At 52.3% G+C, this 18,183-nt stretch carries 11 protein-coding genes and 1 tRNA gene; 6 read left to right on the top strand and 6 right to left on the bottom strand.

What is annotated here, in order from left to right; translation table 11 throughout:
- Positions 1-185: 185 nt before the first annotated feature.
- On the top strand, positions 186-1,478 hold the full coding sequence (locus tag Pla22_RS26005) for a tyrosine-type recombinase/integrase (protein WP_146516635.1): 1,293 nt from the start codon (positions 186-188) through the stop codon (positions 1,476-1,478).
- On the opposite strand, the gene Pla22_RS19735 is transcribed toward Pla22_RS26005, so the two are convergent.
- Together Pla22_RS19735 and csrA are read right to left on the bottom strand one after the other, a co-directional pair.
- A tRNA-Glu gene (locus tag Pla22_RS19735) sits at positions 1,441-1,513 on the bottom strand. The genes Pla22_RS26005 and Pla22_RS19735 overlap by 38 nt on opposite strands.
- A 349-nt stretch (positions 1,514-1,862) precedes the next feature.
- On the bottom strand, positions 1,863-2,057 hold the full coding sequence (csrA, locus tag Pla22_RS19730) for a carbon storage regulator CsrA (RefSeq protein ID WP_146516441.1): 195 nt from the start codon (positions 2,055-2,057) through the stop codon (positions 1,863-1,865).
- Between the two features lie 485 nt (positions 2,058-2,542).
- On the opposite strand from csrA, the gene Pla22_RS19725 reads away from it, so the two are divergent.
- The 3 genes from Pla22_RS19725 to polA all read left to right on the top strand — a co-directional run bounded on the left by Pla22_RS19725 (position 2,543) and on the right by polA (position 6,973).
- On the top strand, positions 2,543-3,013 hold the full coding sequence (locus Pla22_RS19725; RefSeq protein WP_146516440.1) for a DUF2203 domain-containing protein: 471 nt from the start codon (positions 2,543-2,545) through the stop codon (positions 3,011-3,013).
- Between the two features lie 37 nt (positions 3,014-3,050).
- Complete coding sequence (locus tag Pla22_RS19720; protein ID WP_146516439.1) at positions 3,051-4,049, top strand: leucine-rich repeat domain-containing protein; 999 nt, start codon at positions 3,051-3,053, stop codon at positions 4,047-4,049.
- A 104-nt stretch (positions 4,050-4,153) separates the two neighbouring features.
- Entirely contained in the window at positions 4,154-6,973 is a 2,820-nt protein-coding gene (gene polA, locus Pla22_RS19715) for a DNA polymerase I (protein ID WP_146516438.1), read from the top strand.
- A gap of 104 nt (positions 6,974-7,077) precedes the next feature.
- Here the strand turns inward: polA and cmk are convergent, their stop codons facing one another.
- The 4 genes from cmk to Pla22_RS19695 all read right to left on the bottom strand — a co-directional run bounded on the left by cmk (position 7,078) and on the right by Pla22_RS19695 (position 13,088).
- Positions 7,078-7,806 carry a (d)CMP kinase gene (gene cmk, locus Pla22_RS19710; protein ID WP_390620286.1) on the bottom strand — a complete coding sequence of 243 codons (729 nt, stop codon included), beginning with the start codon at positions 7,804-7,806 and terminating at the stop codon, positions 7,078-7,080.
- Positions 7,787-10,492, bottom strand: a complete 2,706-nt coding sequence (locus Pla22_RS19705; protein WP_146516437.1) for a transglutaminase TgpA family protein — start codon at positions 10,490-10,492, stop codon at positions 7,787-7,789. The genes cmk and Pla22_RS19705 overlap by 20 nt, the downstream gene beginning before the upstream one ends.
- Positions 10,489-11,778, bottom strand: a complete 1,290-nt coding sequence (locus tag Pla22_RS19700) for a DUF58 domain-containing protein (RefSeq protein ID WP_146516436.1) — start codon at positions 11,776-11,778, stop codon at positions 10,489-10,491. The genes Pla22_RS19705 and Pla22_RS19700 overlap by 4 nt, the downstream gene beginning before the upstream one ends.
- Positions 11,779-11,978: 200 nt before the next feature.
- Positions 11,979-13,088, bottom strand: coding sequence for an HD domain-containing protein (locus tag Pla22_RS19695; RefSeq protein WP_146516435.1), 1,110 nt, complete (start codon positions 13,086-13,088; stop codon positions 11,979-11,981).
- 335 nt (positions 13,089-13,423) lie between these two features.
- On the opposite strand from Pla22_RS19695, the gene Pla22_RS19690 reads away from it, so the two are divergent.
- On the top strand, positions 13,424-17,158 hold the full coding sequence (locus Pla22_RS19690; RefSeq protein WP_207310418.1) for a DUF4347 domain-containing protein: 3,735 nt from the start codon (positions 13,424-13,426) through the stop codon (positions 17,156-17,158).
- Positions 17,159-17,198: 40 nt separating this feature from the next.
- Entirely contained in the window at positions 17,199-18,026 is an 828-nt protein-coding gene (locus Pla22_RS19685; protein WP_146516434.1) for a heme-dependent oxidative N-demethylase family protein, read from the top strand.
- Positions 18,027-18,183 lie beyond the last annotated feature (157 nt).

The raw sequence follows: 18,183 nt of genomic DNA, 5'->3' as shown, positions 1-18,183 counted from the left end.
AATTCGAAAGTTTCCGGTTAGATCGAGGGGACCCAAGTAGTCGGCTACGGGTTATTCCAGAGCCCACACCGGCATGGTCTTCCAATGTGATGGTTTTGGCTGCGCATTGCCATTTGCGAAAAGAAGCCCAACCTAGTTCTTCGCAAATTTAGCTAAGAAAATTCTTACCTGTACCCTACGGAGCGATGATGGCTTCCCTATACAAAGAGAAATACAACGACAAGAGTTGGAGCTGGCGGATTCGGTTTCAGCTTGCGGGAGAAGAAAAGACGATACGGATCTCTAAGCGATCGAAGCGAGATGCGGAGCTGTTTCGCCGGAATCTAGAGGATCTAGTTCAGGCTAAGCAGTTCGCAGTTTCTATTCGGCCTGAACTAGCACAGTGGCAACGTGAACTAGATCCCAAGATTCGGTTGAAGTTGCAATACGCGGGAGTCATCGATGGTGTGATAGGCGTAGACTTCAAAAAGATACGCACGATCGAAGCGTGGTGTGACCACTACATCAACGCTCGCGCGGATATCGCGGAGTCTACGAAGGAGAACTTCCGGCAGGTCAAACGGTTGCTGATCGAGAAGTTTGGTGTTGACAAGCTTGTCACAAAGCTCAAGCCGGCAGACGCTGTTGCTTGGCGACGTTGGTTGGTAGCTAGACCAATGGCGCCTTCAACTGTGTCAAAACATTCCAAGCGAGCTAAGCAGCTTTTCAAGGAAGCTGTCCAGATTGAATTGATCCATACGAACCCTTTCGAAGTGCTCAAAGGAGGGGACGAATCAAACGCGGATCGGCAGTGGTTCGTCACCGAGGAGGATTCTCAGGCAATACTAAAAAAATGTCCCACGCTTCAATGGAAGCTGATCTTTGTCTTGGCTAGATACGCCGGAATGCGGTGCCCAAGCGAAATAACCAGACTCTCGCTCGAAGACATACTGCTCGACAAGGGGCAGATGCGGATCAGATCACCCAAGACTGGGATCCGGTATTGTCCCATCTTCCCGGAAATCCGCCCAATTCTGCTTGCACAGATGGATCTGACCGAACGGATCATGGAGGTTAGCGATGGTCGCCTCGTGTATCCACACGGGGTGGATGTCAATCTCTCGACGACCATGGCCAAGATCATTGAAAGAGCTGGCGTAGCAAGATGGCCTCGGCTATTCAACAATCTCCGAAGCACTAGACGCACGGAATTGGAAGATGCTCATCCCGCTCACGTTGTGGATGCGTGGATGGGACACGATTCCAAAACTGCTAAGAAGCACTATCTACAAGTCACTGACAAGCATGTCGCTAAAGCAACAGGCCAGCATCTTCACAATTCGAAAGTTACTGACCCGAAATCTGACCCACGCGATGCTAAAAACTCAGCGAAACGATCTAAAACAAACTTAGAAATGTCCGCTCCAGACCGCTGTAGACTCCGCGTGACGGTTGAAAAATTGACCCCTACGGGACTCGAACCCGTGTCGCCGCCGTGAAAGGGCGGTGTCCTAGACCGCTAGACGAAGGGGCCGTCTAACTATTCAGTGCTCGGAAGCGCTGTTTTTCACACTGCTGAAAATGCCATCGGCATGGTTTCCGTCGCGTGAGTAGGGTTTTTACGAAGACGGGCAAACTTCGTCAAGGGTTCGCCCGATAGGAACCGCACACTTCCTCAAAACGGTTCGACTTCAACGCATAAAAAGCAGAAATGCGGTGTATCAAAGCAAAAGGCACTCACAAAATGGTGAGTGCCCTGGGATCAGCAGAGTTCAACGGCCAATAAAAACCGATTCATTTGCCAAAATTATTCACGCGATCGATGGTCGAACGCGGAAACGAGTGTCCGATGACGACGAAACGCACTGTCAAAAGAAGTCTGGTTAGGACTCGATGGGCGCATCATCAGATTGTGCTGCACGCTGAATCGCGTCATACACCTCGCGGCGATGCACCGGCACTTCACGGGGCGCTTCGACGCCCAGACGCACTTTGTCGCCGCGAATTTCGACCACAACGATCTTAATGTCGTTGTTGATCACGATGCTTTCGTTCTTTTTTCTTGATAGTACTAACATGTCCGTCCTCGTTAACCGGCCCTGAGTTTTCAAAATTGCGTGCCTACTATCCGATGCCTCGCAAGAGGACCAAGCTGTCAAGCTGGACCCAAAATTCCTTGCTCCATCGCTTCGTAGACCGGTTGCCGCGAACCATTTCCTTGCAGTTCGCCGTTCCTAACTCCTCAACTCTAGGTCAAAAAAACAAAGAGTCAAGGAAACTCGACTTGACAGATCGGGAATTCTGACCCTTCGATCCTATTATTGGCACGCGCGGCTAGAAAGAGTCCCCTCGACAGTGTGCCTTGAATTCCGTCTATTTGCGGTTTTCATGCACTCTCGACACGCATAGTATTCGGACGTGCACCTTATAAGATGCGTCGGAAATTGGCGTTGAACTTTGGGCGATTTATCGCGTCTTACCGTAGAACATGAAGCGGACGCTTTTCGGACGCGTCGGCTTTTGATCGTCTATTCGATTCATTCCTTAGGAAGCAAATTCGTTTATGGTTCGCGCAATTGACAATGATGAATCAGGTCCAGTGACCTCCAGTCATCCCATTTACACGCCTTCGGCTGCCACGCAGACGTTGCCATTTGTCCGCAGTGTGGTCAGGGATCTGTTGAAGTTGCGCGAGACAATTGATGCTCAGCGGAAGCAGTTGAAGGTCGTTGACAAGCTTCCCGAAACGATCAGCCAGCCCGAGTACGAGGACGAGTTGTCCGACATGCGTCGATCGTTGCGAGCCGATGAGGATCGGTTGAACGCGTGTCTGCAGGAACTTCGCTCGCTCGGAGTGGAAACAAAAGATCCGTTTGATGGGCACGTGGATTTTCCCGCCATGCTAAATCGACGCCCGATCCGATTGTGCTGGGAACCGGAGGACGAAACGGTATCTTATTGGCACGAAATCAACGAAAACTCTGATCAACGAAAGAAGATTGATCACGCCATGTTGACGGCACTGGCAACTTAGCAATCCTTACGGTTTCCCTAACCCCTGGAAACCGATCATGAATGCCAAACCGTTGCGTCGTTATGAATTGCTCGCTCTAGTCGTTTTCTTGTGCATTGCGGCGATCGGCTGTTCGTCTCAGTCAGAGGTCACAGAAACAGCCTCGCAAGTTGAGGCGCCGACCCAGGCCTCAACCGATGCGCCGACCGATTCAGAGTCGCCTGAGGGAGCGGAGCTTGAAACAATCGCGAGCAAGGTCAGGCGTGATGGTGGCGGCAAGGTCGTGGAAGTTGACTTCCGCGGTCGACCTGTCACTAACGACGATCTAACGTTGCTCGCCGATCACGCTACGACATTAAAGGCGGTCCGGTTGAGCGGTAAGGATGATCTTGCAACTGTGACAGACGACGGATTGGCACATCTGACATCGCTGTCAAATTTGAAAGTCTTGGCACTTGATCTGTTGCCGATTTCTGAGCAGGGCGTCGGGCACTTGCTGCCTATGAAAAAGTTAAGCGAGCTCTATCTCGCTAAGACAAAGATCAACGATGACGCAGCGAAAGCGATTTCCACGTTTGCTGAACTCAGGAAACTTCGCATCTCGGGGACTGAGGTCACTGATGTTGGAATCGCATCCCTGACAAGTCTTAGCAATCTTCAGTCGTTGGACGTCAGCGAATGTGAAGAGTTGTCGGATGCTTCGCTTGGTTCGATCGCGGAACTTTCTGGTCTTGATCATCTCAATTTGTACGGCGTGCCAGTGAATGACCGTGGAATTGAATCGTTGGCCAAGTTGTCGAAGCTGACGTGGCTCAATTTAGACAACACAAAGCTTTCCGATGCTGGTCTGCCGGCACTTTCGAAATTGACCAATTTGAAGTTTCTGCATCTTGGCTCGACGTCCATCACCGACGAAGGATTGGCTAGTTTGGAACCGTTGACACAATTGGACGATTTGATCGTGACTCGGACCCAAGTGACGGCCGAGGGTGTCGAGCGGTTGCAGGCGAAACTTCCCAACACGCAAATTCAGCTTGAGTACGTCGCCGGAAAGTAGCAAATTCCGGAATGCGAACTTGATGGCTTTCGAGTGAGCGGCCCTCGCTTTAAGCTCTGCGGTTTCGTCTTTCTTGTCCGTCTTCTCGCACTCTGCTCGCATTCATGGCAACGCAACCTGCTGAACTGTTCCCTGAAACGCAAAAGCTGTTCCTTCTTGATGGCATGGCTCTTTTCTATCGAGCACATTTTGCTCTGATCCGTAGCCACCGATACACCTCTGGCGGATTGTGCACTTCGGGCGTGTTCGGGATGGCGAACACCGTCATGGACATGATTGCTCGCGAACAGCCGACACATATCGCAGTTGCCTTTGATACACCCGAGCCAACTCAGCGGCACATCGACTATCCCGAATACAAAGCACAGCGGGACGCGATGCCCGAGGATATGTCGGCTCAGAAACCGTACATCGATCGCCTTTTCGAGGCCATGCAAATCACGGCAATCAAAATGCCCGGTTACGAAGCCGACGACATCATTGGCACGTTGGCTCATCAAGCCGCAAAGCTTGGTTACCGCGTGTTCATGGTTACTCCGGACAAGGACTACCATCAGCTTGTTGAAGAGAACGTCGTTATTTACAAGCCTGGACGAAAAGGTGGTGAGGTTGAAATCTTGGGCGTGCCGGAAGTGCTTGCGAACTGGGACATCGAGCGTGTTGATCAAGTGATTGATATTCTCGGATTGATGGGAGATTCGAGTGACAACATTCCAGGGATACCGGGGATCGGTCCGAAAACGGCTCAGAAGCTAATCGCACAATATGGAAGCGTAGAGAACCTGATAGCGCACAGCGGTGAACTGAAGGGCAAGCAACGCGAACGCGTGGAGGAAAACCGAGAACTCGCCGAGCTATCTAAGCGACTGGTGACCATTCAGTTGGACGTTCCGCATTCGCTTGATATCAGCACGTTTACTCGCAAGCCGCACGAGACGAAGGAGCTGAAAGAGTTGTTCATGGAGCTTGAATTCGACACGCTGGGTAAAAAGATTTTTGGCAAGTCGTTTTCGTCGGCCACCAATCGTGCTCAGGTCGTTCGCGAGAAACGGGAAACCGAGATTCAGGCGACTTTGTTCGACGAACCCGTTGATGAAAAGACAATACGCGATGTTAAGCATTCCTATCACACGATCGAGACGCCCGAACAGCGCAAGGAACTGCTTCAACGATTGATGAAACAAGGAAGTGTTTGCTTCGACACGGAAACGACTGGCTTGGATCCGCGCACGGCTTCGCTGTTGGGGTTGGCGTTTTCTTTTGCGCACCACGAAGCTTTCTATGTCGTTGTGAATGAAGGCGACGAAGATGGGAGCAAGTCAGAAGCAATAGCGATCCTGGATGAGTTCCGCCCGTTCTTTGAATCGCATTCCATCAAGAAGATCGGTCACAATTTGAAGTACGATTTGTCCGTCCTGAAATGGCACGGCGTTACGGTTCAGGGTGAGTTGTTTGACACCATGCTTGCTCATTCGATGAAAGAGCCAGAGATGCGGCATGGCTTGGATTACTTATCGGGACTTTATCTGGGATACAAGCCGATTGCGACAGAAGAGCTGATTGGGCCGAAGGGGCCTGAGCAAAAGAACATGCGGGACGTGCCGCTTGCCAAGCTCGCTGAGTACGCGTGCGAAGATGCTGATGTGACTTTGCAAGTTGCTGCTGCAATTGTGCCTGATATCGAAGAGCGAGGCGTCAGCAAAGTGTGCTACGAAGTGGAATGCCCGTTGACGCCAGTGTTAGTCGACATGGAATACGAAGGTATCCGTTTAGATACCGATGCCTTGGCCAAGTATTCCAAGCTGCTGGATAAAGAAATCGAAGATCTACAGGCAAGGATATTTGCTCAGGTAGGTCATCAATTCAATATCGACTCACCAAAGCAACTCGGCATCGTCTTGTACGAAGAGTTGCAACTCGAAGAGAACCCGAAGAAGACGGCAACCGGCCAGTATTCGACTCGCGAAGCTGAACTTGAGAGGCTTTCTAGCCGGCATGAAATCGTTGCTGATGTCTTGAATTATCGGAATGCAAGAAAGTTAAAATCGACCTACGTTGATCAACTGCCTTTGTCCGTTAATCCAGAAACGCTACGCGTCCACACGCACTACAGTCAATCGTGGACCGCGACTGGTCGGATGCAGTCCAATAATCCCAACCTGCAAACAATTCCGGTTCGAAAGGAACGTGGCCGCGAAATCCGAGCCGCGTTTGTTCCTCGCGACGAGGATCATGCGATCTTGAGTGCTGATTATTCTCAGATTGAACTTCGCGTCATGGCGGAGCTAAGTGGTGATGAGGGAATGATGTCCGCGTTTCAAAACAACGAAGACATTCACACGGTTACCGCGGCGAAGGTCTACAAGGTAGAACCAGAAGACGTAACTCGTGAAATGCGAGCGAAGGCTAAGACCGTGAACTTCGGGATTATCTATGGAATTTCGGCGTTTGGACTGCAGCAGCGTTTGAATATTCCACGGAACGAAGCAAGTGAGTTGATCAAAAACTACTTTGAAAAGTATCCAGGCGTTCAAGACTACATCGATCGAACGATCGCGTTTGCTAAGGAGCATGGGTACGTCGCGACGGTCACGGGCCGCCGCCGGTACTTGCGAGATATCAATTCACGCAGTCGTGGATCGGTCGCGGCAGCGGAACGCTTAGCGATGAACAGTCCGATTCAGGGTACTGCGGCTGACATGTTGAAGCTGGCGATGATTCGGGTACATGAAGCGCTTCAAGAAGGCGGCTTTCAAACCAAAATGGTGCTAACGGTGCACGATGAAATCGTCTTTGACATGCTCAATTCCGAGCAGAGTGAGGTGATGCCCGTGATTGAACGGGCGATGAAAAATACCTTAGAGATGAAAGTGCCAATCGAAGTGGAAATGGGCTTCGGCAAGAATTGGCTCGAGGCGCACTAACTAATGTTGAGTTCGCTTGCAGTGTGGTATGGCTAGCAGTGTGGGGCAGGTCGTGGTTTTACTTGGCTTGGGTCTACCTAAGACGCGCTAGTACAAGAGACGCCTCATTGTTGGGCTGCCGATTGTGACTGCATCACTTGCTGGATAATCTGCAGAACTTTTCGAAGCACTTCATCGGTGGTCATTCCATCACTGTCGACCACAATGGCGTCGTCGGCAGGACGCAGAGCGCCCATTGGTCGCGCTTTATCTTCGGCGTCTCGCTTGCGCTGAGCGGCAAGGATTTCGTCCAGCGGCATGAATCGCCCGATACGTTGTAATTGTGCTTGTCTGCGTCGAGCTCGTTCGTCCGGTGATGCCGTCAAGAAAATCTTGCAGGTTGCGTTCGGGAAAACTTCGGTACCTTGATCTCGCCCGTCGGTAACAAGATTGCGATTCTCGGCAAAGATGCGTTGCTGGTTACTCAGCTCTTCTCGTACTTCCGCAACGTCGGCGAGATAACGAATCGCGGAGGTGACCGTTGGCGAGCGAATTTCTTCCGTGACGTCCACATCGTTTAAGAAGACACGATCGCAGTCAAAGTTAATTCGCGACTTCTTAGTAAAAGCGATCAAACCGGCTAGGTCGTCCCATTCAATCTGTTCACGAATTGCGCCAAGCGTGACAGCCCGATACATTGCCCCGGTGTCCAGGAAATCAAAGCCGATGCTTTGGGCCACTTGGCGGGCAATACTGCTTTTGCCTGCGCCCGCTGGTCCATCAATGGTCACGATCAATGCAAATTCTCCGGTGCTGTTTTCATCGTTGTTGCTGTTAGCGTTTTTGCTGATCACTAATCGCCAATAAGTCAATGCTGCGAGACAAATCCTTGAGCGCCAAGGCGACGCTGGATTCAAGTTCAGCGTCCCTATCGTTCGTTCGTGACTGGGCATTCGTTGCAGAAGCATCGTCGACACGCGAGAGGTTATCAAGGTCCGTTCGCGCGGAGGATGCTGGGTTGGCATCAATCGGCTCGGAACCAAAGCGTATGCGGTAGAAAGCGTCCGTGAGTACTTGCAGGGGGGAATCGACCGATGGAACCATCGGATGCTGCAATTGGTCGGTAGCTTGTAAGCGTAATTCGCGGGGAGTTTGATTCGTTTTTCGCGTGACACCAACCCGTTTGAGCTGTTGAAGCGTTTGTTGATAGAAGGCGATTTGCGGCAGCGGGGCTTCTTGACCGGTGCGGTCGTTGCTACGCCGGCGAAGCCAATTCGGTGGACGCAATCGAATCAAGATTAGAGAGACGATCGCCAAAGCAATCCCGATCACGGCGGCTGGCCACGAGAAAAGGTTGCGAGTGGCCAGCGATCCGCCGCCAAGTTCGTCAGCACGGATCGAGTTAATGATCGAGCTCAGCCGGTCTACCAATCGCGAGTACGACTGCTGCATCGCAGTGCCAGTGGGACCAGCACCGATGGCTGACTCTTGCCGTTCGGCATCCATGTCAACTACGTAGTCGTCCCACATCGTTTGAGCCAAATCGAGCACCTGTCCCACGCTGCTGTCGTCATTGGACTCGCGCGTGGCCGGAGTTGGGTCTAACCGCACCCAGTACTCGGTCGTATCAGGTTGTCCGTAGACCGTTTGAGTCCTCTCGATTTGGTCAGCCGGAATCAACGCTTCCACCCACGCGTGAGCGTGCAGTTGGCGAGCGACGTAGCGTCCCGTCAATTCGTTGAACTCATCGGTGCGATAACCAACGACAAGTCGAGCGGGTACACCTTGGCTACGAAGCATCATTGCCAGAGCCGAAGCATAGTACTGGCAATGCCCGGATCGGTCGATTGAAACGAACTGCTCGATCGGATCCATTCCCGGCATCGACTTTGCGTCTAGATTTAGTGAATACTGGAAGTCACCGGACAACGCAAAATTGGCTTCCAAAGCCTTTGCTAACTGAAGTGAATTCCTTTGACGTCCCCGATCGTCGTACACGAACGAGTCCGCAATCCGTTCGACGGTTGGCATCGTGCCTTCTTTAAAATCGACCAGTTCTTTAACGTAGCTGTCGTGCTTCTGTTGACGGATCAGTTGTTTGCGTCGTTCGTTTTGAAGACGCTCACTCTCTCCTTCATACAATCCTTCGGGATAAACTTGTTCAATTTCGTTGGCGTGAATTTCGACTTCCGTGCGACCAATCAAACTGTTTTGCACGCCAGCACGAAACGCGTGGGTCCCGAATGTGTAGTTGGCCCGACCGTACCAAAACGCATTGGCGTCGTCGCGAGATAGAGTCCATTGATCAGGATAGTGGACGATGTCGCCCGTGCTTCGTTCTTCAAAGTAGGGTGCGATTGCAAATAACGCAGGACTCTTTGACGACTCACACGAAACTTGCACCGAGACATTGTCGTAGAAGTTCGAATCCGAAGGGCGGGCCGGAAAGTACTCTGAAGGTAACTTTTCGGGCAAGTCGATGGTGCTTCCACTGATCGAGGTCCAGGTGGCCGTGTTTCTAACAGGGTGAAATTGCGCTTGGTAGCGCTCTAACACGGCGCCGCGTAAGTAGAGTTCGCCGATGGCTTGATACGGCAGACCGGTCGCGCGATCTCGCAGTTGAATTTGAGCGGCGATCGCTGAGTTTTGCGACATCTGCCCGATTTGTTCGAGCTTCATCTCGGTATTGAATCCGACCAATGCGTTTCGTGGGCTATTCGCCCGTGTGGCTTCCGTGGTCCGTGGCAGGGCGTAGAAAAAGATCGTCGCAATCAATACCACCGCGGGACCAACAGCAAGCAAAACGATCTTGGGAAGTCGCAGACCTGACTTCGCGATCACTGCGGTCGCATCGGAAGCGTTAACGTGAATTGTGTCTTGATCCGCAGCCCGAAGAAAACTAGGCAACTTGCTGGGACTGCTATCGGTAGATTGAAAGAAGTCGGAGTCGCACATTCCTTCGACAGTCGACACGGATGCCAGCATCGTTAAAGCCCAGCCGCCAACGACGCATATCGGTAGCAGTAGCAAGCCGTAGTGAATGGCATTGTTAAAGACTGCCGCAACGACCAACTCTAAAAGACAGAACACCCCCAACTGTTCAAAGATCCTGCGAGTCTTGGTTTGCAGCATCATGATGGCTTGGACAAGCACTAACAATTGAGCGACTGCGATCATCTGATGATTGCCGGGAGCTTCACCGCCAAAAAAGTCACTAACACAGTACAACGCGGCCAAACCCATGGCCGCATAGGCAGCAATCGGTGGCAACGAAAAGAGTTTCAACCAATCAACAAACAGAAACCCAAATACCGCAAAGAAAACCGCGATCATGGGAACGAAATCGCCTTCGGTACCAGAAGCCAGAACGAGTCCTCCCAAGCAAGTCAGAATTGCAAAGGCAAGGTTAAGTCGGCCGGTGATCTTGGCGACGTCGCGATTGGGTAGGTCACGATTAAGCTGGGACCCCTCTATGTTTTGAGAGACGTGCAGTTCAGGGACACTGGCAACATCGCTACCAAAGAATGCTCGAATGCTCATGATTTCGAACTCGCGATCGAGCTTGCTGTCGAGTTTGTCGTTGGGGCTATTGTTGGGGCCGCGTTGGGTGAAGAAAGCTCACCGTCGAACCGATGAACTTCTGCGGCAGTTGGCATGTGGCCGTATAACGACGCATTTGGCTTTTCAGTCGAAACCCAGCGGTTGAGATCTTTGTCACTCGTGTCAATCCAGCGAAAGGATCCGCGTCGCACCCAAGGTGCAATTATCTCTTGAAGGTTCGAATTACTTTCGGTTGCCTCTTTTAAGGATCGGGGGCTGATCACAATCAAGTCCTGAGCCTTGCCAACCAAGTCGCTGGCCAATTCAATCGCTTTGCAAAGTTCAGGCGTCGGTGACGAACTCAGACAGGAAAGCGTCTCGAGCATGCGCCGCTTTCCCATATTGCTTCCTCCTCCAACAATCGCAGACGCTTCGGTGCCCGCAACCGCCAAGATCATTCGGTTGGATGGTGAACCGACGAGGCGAACCAGCAACGTTGCCGCAAGACTTATCGCACGTTCGACGGCTACCGAGTTTGGCGAGGTTTGATGTTTGACTTTGCGTTGCTGGTACGCATCCACCAAAATGCACATATCGAAACGTCGCTGCTGTTCGAATTGCCGCACGGCCGGTTGATCCAAGCGAGCGGTGGTGCGCCAGTGAATCCATTTGGGGCTATCGCCGGTTTGCCACTCCCTTAGACCAAAGAATTCGCCTTCGGATTGACCACTGCGTTTAGCAGTTGTTGTGGTTCCGCCCGATCGAGAAATCAATTGGCGTTGCCAGGAACCCTTGAGTGAAAGTAGAGCCGGGAAGACGCAAAACTGCTGTTCAAAGCTAACGACTTGACGAGAATGAAACAACGAAAAGGGAAACGTTGTCGAAATACTCATGGGGCCAAACGTGTACAACCCACGCGCCGTGATCGTTGCATCGTAGTGAGGCAGCGTGGTGGTGGAGGCAGAGATCACACCGACAGCGCATGTCGCGGTCGTAGTGTCCGTGCCGCCGACGTGAGAGATTTCATCGCTGACGCGAATCATCCAGGCTGGCATGAATCGGCTGTGGTTGCGAAGGCGATAACGCACTCGAAAAGGAACGCCGGCAAACGCTTCCGAGGGCAATCGCCGTCGAATCGAGATGGACTCAACGGATCGCCTTGACCACCGCCAATGCATGATCAAAGTTCCCGCGACAATACCGGCCAATATCAGCAGCAGGTTGAATCCTCGCAGCGCACCCCCAAGCATTGCAAAGGTACCCACAAACACAAAGTGTGAGCCCATTCGTGTGAGGCGGTTCGTTTGACGCGTCTGCGCCGATGGACTTTCGCTTGGCAAGCGGGGACCTAACCGATCATGAATGGAGGAAATGCTCTAGATCGCTCTCCCACTTCGGCAAAACGATAACGAAGCAAGCGACGATGACTTGCTCAGTTTACCCGATTATTCATGACCGCAGAACTGACCGGACGATCTGAGTCGATTCATCCAAACATTTGTTCGATGTTTTCGATATAGTCCAGCGATTCCTCGAGTTCACACGTCAATGCACCGGGCACTCGTCCAGCACGATCGCATTCGCCAAGCAAGATTAAGTCGTCAAACCAACGGTTTTCTGCGAGCCTGCGTCGACGCCTCGCTCCGATCGTGCGATCGGCGATGGCATGGCTTTCCATGTGGTGCTCGATCAGCCAAGCGGTACGCTCGGATATGAAACCGTCGAGAGCTTCTAGCCCGCTGGCTACATGGTCGCGAGGGTCAATCGCCTTGCCCACATCATGCAGCAACGCGGCGAGCAAAAATTCTTCGTCGTAAGGCATCGCATCGCGAGCATGCTCGAATACCTGAAGCGAATGAAAGAGCGCATCACCTTCGGGGTGGTACTTAAGATTCTGAATGACGTTTTCTAGCGGGACCAGCAGTGATTGAAATACTGCAAAACGATCTGGCATACTGCTGATATCGTCAATCGTCCTGGCCAGTGAATCAGAGTCCAGATGGTGTTCTATTTCAATCAGCTTCTTAAGCTGAGGCAACGACGCACGTTCGATAGGTTTGCCAGTGATGGAACTGCGAAAACGATGCCCCAACAACGATGGGTGATAGACCGTCAATTCAATTTTGAATTCATCCCGAATGTGAATATGAGTGAACACTCGTTGTTCGCCATTCTTAATAACCTGCTTGCGTTGAAGTTCATAAAACGCACCGAGGTGATCCAATCTGACAGTAATGGAATGAGGATTCGACGCAAAGACGTGGATGTCAACGTCAGAGCCTTCGCGTACATGGCCCGTCAAAACACTGCCGATCAATTTAGGATGAAACTCAGAGAGTTGCTCGAGCCACCAAAGTGCTCGGGTTCGCATCGTAAGTAAGCGTTCGGTGTGGAAAGATCCGTCGTGCATTCGCGAGAGTGATTGAACTTGCTCGCGAATCTCAGCATTCGTGGGAAGGTCGGAAGGCTTGAGCCAACCTTTGCAAAGTCGCTTAGCAGCTTTCTGCTTGGCGATGTAGTACTCGGCAACGTCTCGCGAGTGCATCAAACGTGCCGCCTCGAAGGCAATCTGGCGGCGAAGTTTCGAAGAAGACATGAGGAGGGCGCGGCGGTGCGAGCCCAGGTCTGGTCGAGGAACAATCGAAAAGTATTGAATGTTTGTCACCAGCATTGATCGTTTCGCAACGCTCGTGAACTCTTATTGAATCCCAATTTTGCGATCTCATCAATTGCAAATCGTGGAAGCACTGAATTTGTGTCGCATCCAGAAATGCGTATAAAACCAGCGAATTTGGCCTCAACGTCTACCCACTGGACGCCTCACATCGCTTAAGCTCATTGGTTATCCTAGTGTGGGGAGTGGACTACCCACCTGCACGAGCTGTCGCATGGAGGCACGTTGACCCGCCCTTCTTAGATTAGCTGCAAGAAATGTCGATTCTTCCTTCCCGCCTTCGGGCTAAACCTTCGTCTCAGACTCGACCGTCTCGTTATCCCAAGTCTTGGTCACTGTCACCGCTCGAAGCACGAGTGATGCTCGCGGCCGATGCCGGCCTTTGCGTGTGCGAGCAATCCACGGCTTCGGACCATGATCTCGAATCCCAGATTGTATTCGTCGATTCAGAAGTTACGGAAAGTGCAGAACTCATCGAGTTGGTCCAAGCGGGCGCCGAGGTTGTCTTAATCGACTCGGCGAACGATCCGATCCGCCAAATGACAAGCGTTCTGTCGCGTTACCATCGAGTGTCCGCTGTCCATGTAATTTCGCACGGACAGGCTGGCGAGCTTCAGCTTGGCGGCCAAGTCATTAACACGAAAACGTTGGATGCACGCGCGAACGAGTTGAAGCAGTGGCGAAGTGCTTTGACCGATGATGCAGATATCTTGCTCTATGGTTGCGATGTCGCGTCTGGTGACGTCGGTGGGCAGTTGATGTACACGTTGGCTCAACTGACCGGTGCCGATATTGCAGGATCCACGAATAGGACCGGTTCACGAGTTCACGGCGGTGACTGGAATCTGGAAAGGACCACTGGCGGCATTGAATCAACGCTGGTGGCATCGCTTGAATCGCTCACGCAAGTTGATGTTGTTTTGCCCATCACGATTCGCGCTGCGGGAAATGAGGGTGAAGAAGAAATGCAGTTGCAAATTGACGGAGTCACGGTCCAGACCTTTGGCAACATCGGTGGCGACCCTGATGCTCGTCAATTTAACACGTTCACGTACAACAGCGCGCCAGGCGTAACCGCCGATCAGGTTCGCATCGTGTTCAGCAACGATCTATATGATGAAGCAAACGGGATTGATCGCAACTTAGTTGTGGACTCGATATCGATTGACGGCCGAGTTTTTGAAACCGAGGCGCCCACGGTTTATTCCAATGCATCGTGGACCGGCGACACACTTATCCCGGGATTCGTCCAGAGTGAAACGCTACATTCCAATGGCTACTTCCAGTATGCCGAAAGCCCTACCAATTCGGGCAGCCAGATTTCAATTTACGCTGCTGGGAACGAGAATTCAGAGACGATGCAGTTGTGGATCGCTGGCACACAAGTAGCAGAGTTCAACAACATTGGTGGCAATGCATATGGCCGACAATTTGTGAAGTACGACTACACCGCTTCCGAAGTGGTTACCCCCGACCAAGTGCAAGTGCGTTTCACCAACGATCTCTACGAAAACAATGGCCTGGTGGACCGAAATCTACGAATCGATCGGATTGTGATCGACGGAACGACGTTCCAAACGGAAGCCGCAGACGTCTATTCAACGGGGACTTGGGACGGGGCCGGTATTACGCCAGGGTTCAAGCAAGACGAAATGCTGCACACCAACGGCTACTTCCAATATGCAGCGAATTCCGCGCCGGTAGAGCCAGGTGTGATTTCGATGGAAACCAGCAACGTTTCGATTGATGAAGCGGCTGGGACAGTTAGCATCGACGTGGTTCGAAACAACGGCAGCGATGGTCAGATCACCGTCGACTTTGCGACTGTCAATGGGACCGCAATTGCCGGACAGGATTATTCCGAGCGTAGCGGTACGATAACCTTTGCGGATGGTGAAATTCGCAAATCAATTGTCGTTCCCATCTTAAATGATTCAGCGGTTGAATCGACTGAGCAGTTCAACGTAACGATCGACAACGTGACCGGCGGAGCGACATTGTTAGTGCCACGCACGGCGACGGTAACGATCGTGGACGATGAAGTCTTGCTGCCCAACTACGCCAACTTTAATTCAGTGGTTGGATTGAACCTGAACGGTGATGCAGTGAGAAATGGTAACTCGCTGCAGCTAACCACGGACGAGCTGAACAAAGTAGGAAGTGCGTTTTTTAATCAGGCGTTGACGTTAGATTCAAACGCGTCGTTCCGATCCTCTTTTAGTTTCGAACTTAATGGTTCGTCTAGTGGCGCCGATGGGTTTGCATTTGTCGTGCAAAACGATCCATCCCGATTCGATGCGTTAGGGAGCAGCGGTGGATCGCTAGGTTACGATGGAATCACCAAGTCGGTGGCGGTGGAGTTTGACACTTACAAAAACGGTTCCTACGACGTTAATGCGAATCATGTTTCGATCTTGAATGGGACGACCGTCAATTCCATTCGCACTGCGATTCCCGAACTGGATCTGAACAACGGCAATCGGATCTATGCATGGGTCGACTACAACGGGGTGAGTGACAATTTGTCCGTGTACCTTTCGTCAAACGCGACCAAGCCGCGATCAGCGTTGATGAAAACCACGATTGACTTGGCCCAGGCCGTAGGTTCGAGCGGCTATTTTGGGTTTACCGGGGCTACGGGAGGACTCACTAACCAGCATCTCATTCGACATTGGACGCTTGATCAGACCGCACCTCCTTTGGATCCTCCGACGGAAATTGGCGACACCGTGGTCGCCGTGGACGTGCTCACGAATCTGCATCAACCAACGGCCGTTAGTTGGTTACCGACGGGAACCATGCTGGTTGCGCAGCAGAACGGAGTGGTCCGCACGGCAACAAACGGAAATTTGAATTCGTCACCGTTCATTGATATTTCCGCGATCGTCAATGGGACTCGAGATCGAGGGTTGCTGGACATTGCGGTTCATCCAGACTTTGATACTCATCCGTACGTTTACCTGCTGTTCACCTATGACCCACCAGAGGTCTTCAATCAGGCTGCTGGTTCACTAGCGGGACCCGATGGTAACGGCAACCGTGCGGGGCGATTGATTCGAGTGACCGCTGATTCGGCAACGGGTTACACGACTGCGGTGGCGGGCAGCGAAGTGATCCTACTGGGCAAGAACAGCACTTGGGACAACTTCAATGGTTTCGTGAACAGCACTTTTGACTTCACTCAGCCGCCCGCGGGAGAGAATCCGGACAGTACGTACATCGAAGATTTCATCAATAGCGATAGCGAATCTCACTCAATCGGCTCGCTTGCGTTTGCACCGGATGGTTCGCTGTACGTGTCGATCGGTGATGGAGCCTCGTACAACCGAGTCGACGTGCGTGCTGACCGTGTGCAGGATATCGACAGCTTGTCGGGCAAAGTGTTGCGAATCGACCCGATCACCGGCAAAGGACTCAGTGATAATCCGTTCTTTAACGGTGATGAAGACGCGAACCGCAGCAAGGTGTATCAGCTTGGACTTCGTAATCCTTTTCGGATTGCGGTCGACGAATCAAGCGGACAATTGTTCGTCGGCGACGTCGGTTGGACTCGTTGGGAGGAAATTAACGCAGCCGGACCTGGTGCGAATTTTGGATGGCCATTCTACGAAGGACGTAACGACGGAGTCTTGGAACCACAGCCGGGGTATCTCAATACACCGGAAGGTCAGGCGTGGCTTCTAAGAAACGAGACAGTCACGGCGGGTGTCTACGCGTTGTCGCATCAAGCCGACGGGATTAATGCGATCATCATGGGTGATGTTTACGACGGAGCGTTGTACGGATCGAAGTACCAAGGGGATGTCTTTTTCAACGACCTCGGTCAGGGGATTGTTCGGCATGCCAGTGTGAACCCGGACGGAAGTTTTGAGGACGTCAGCGTGTTTACCACAGGAGCAAACGTCGTGGTGGATATCACGCAAGGACCCGACGGTGCGTTGTACTACATCGACCTGAATGACAACAAAGTGGGTCGCTGGGAATTGGTTTAGTCGGTCTGGGTGTCGAATGCCAATCGTGTAGACTGAGCGTATGATTTTCCCGCTCAAGAAACCGGTTTTTGAACATCAATTCGGTATCCGCGCGATCGCTGACGACGAACCGTTGTTGGCTCACGATGAGTTCTTCGAAGACCATGTGATCCTAAAGCGGTTACTGATCAATGACGATCCTCAGAACTACGTCGCGTTGACGCCGGGGTGTCTTGAATCGGTGGTGGAAACGACCCGGTGGATTCGAAACCAGAGCGATAGCCTGCTCGACAGGGCCGACGAACCGATCACGGATTTCGTGACCGCAGCGATAGGCGTTCAAGAAGACATCGTGATTTGTCAAGGGGAAGACGATTTTGCGGTCATGGCGGGCGTCGTTTGTTTCCCTAGCGGTTGGTCCATTGCGGAAAAAATCGGCTTGCCCCTGAGCGAAGTCCACGGCCCGGTTCCTGGCTTCGCGTCTGCGATGGCCGAGAGCACTCGGACGTTAATGGATCGGTTGAAAGTCGGGCGGCCGGTGAGTCGCACCAACTGGGGTGTTCGGGCGAGTGCGCGTTGGGATCAGTCGCCCAAACACTCAGCCTCCTTCGCACGAGAGGCTGAAAAAATCACGTGCGACAATGCGGGGCATCGTTGCCATTTCCGAGTTGAGCGACAGACGCTCTCTCGCTTGGAAAGAACCGGGGACATTGTCTTTACGATTCATACCATGCAGTGCCCAGTGGTGGATCTGACCGCTGAGCAGCAGCGAATTTTGCTGGGAGTTTTGACGACTTGCCCCGCCGAGACACTCACCTACAAGGGGATTTCCGTGTTTGGTGACCGGTTGTGCGGGTGGTTGCGGGCAGAGCCGGGAAAATCAGCTTGATCAGCGAAGATCAGGATGGTCGCATTTGACGTTCGCACTAACCTGAGGACATATCTTTGCCCCCTAAGGTACCCGCGTTGGGAACCGCGTTTTGTTTATTCAGCGTCTGCTTGAACGTGCGTTAGGACTTGCGGGGCGTTGGCGAAACCTGTCGCCC

The sequence above is a fragment of the Rubripirellula amarantea genome (assembly GCF_007859865.1).
Classification (GTDB): Bacteria; Planctomycetota; Planctomycetia; order Pirellulales; family Pirellulaceae; genus Rubripirellula; species Rubripirellula amarantea.
The sequence above is the reverse complement of the archived record's forward strand: the minus strand, read 5'-3'. Positions and strand labels throughout refer to the sequence as shown.

What these genes read in the sequence shown, in the direction of transcription:
- Pla22_RS19725 (WP_146516440.1), top strand. Translation starts at nt 2,543, where the DNA reads ATGGTTCGCGCAATTGACAATGATGAATCAGGTCCAGTGACCTCCAGT.
- Pla22_RS19720 (WP_146516439.1), top strand. Translation starts at nt 3,051, where the DNA reads ATGAATGCCAAACCGTTGCGTCGTTATGAATTGCTCGCTCTAGTCGTT.
- Pla22_RS19700 (WP_146516436.1), bottom strand. Translation starts at nt 11,778, where the DNA reads ATGGGCTCACACTTTGTGTTTGTGGGTACCTTTGCAATGCTTGGGGGT.
- Pla22_RS26005 (WP_146516635.1), top strand. Translation starts at nt 186, where the DNA reads ATGATGGCTTCCCTATACAAAGAGAAATACAACGACAAGAGTTGGAGC.
- polA (WP_146516438.1), top strand. Translation starts at nt 4,154, where the DNA reads ATGGCAACGCAACCTGCTGAACTGTTCCCTGAAACGCAAAAGCTGTTC.
- Pla22_RS19695 (WP_146516435.1), bottom strand. Translation starts at nt 13,088, where the DNA reads ATGTCTTCTTCGAAACTTCGCCGCCAGATTGCCTTCGAGGCGGCACGT.
- Pla22_RS19690 (WP_207310418.1), top strand. Translation starts at nt 13,424, where the DNA reads ATGTCGATTCTTCCTTCCCGCCTTCGGGCTAAACCTTCGTCTCAGACT.
- Pla22_RS19685 (WP_146516434.1), top strand. Translation starts at nt 17,199, where the DNA reads ATGATTTTCCCGCTCAAGAAACCGGTTTTTGAACATCAATTCGGTATC.
- csrA (WP_146516441.1), bottom strand. Translation starts at nt 2,057, where the DNA reads ATGTTAGTACTATCAAGAAAAAAGAACGAAAGCATCGTGATCAACAAC.
- Pla22_RS19705 (WP_146516437.1), bottom strand. Translation starts at nt 10,492, where the DNA reads ATGAGCATTCGAGCATTCTTTGGTAGCGATGTTGCCAGTGTCCCTGAA.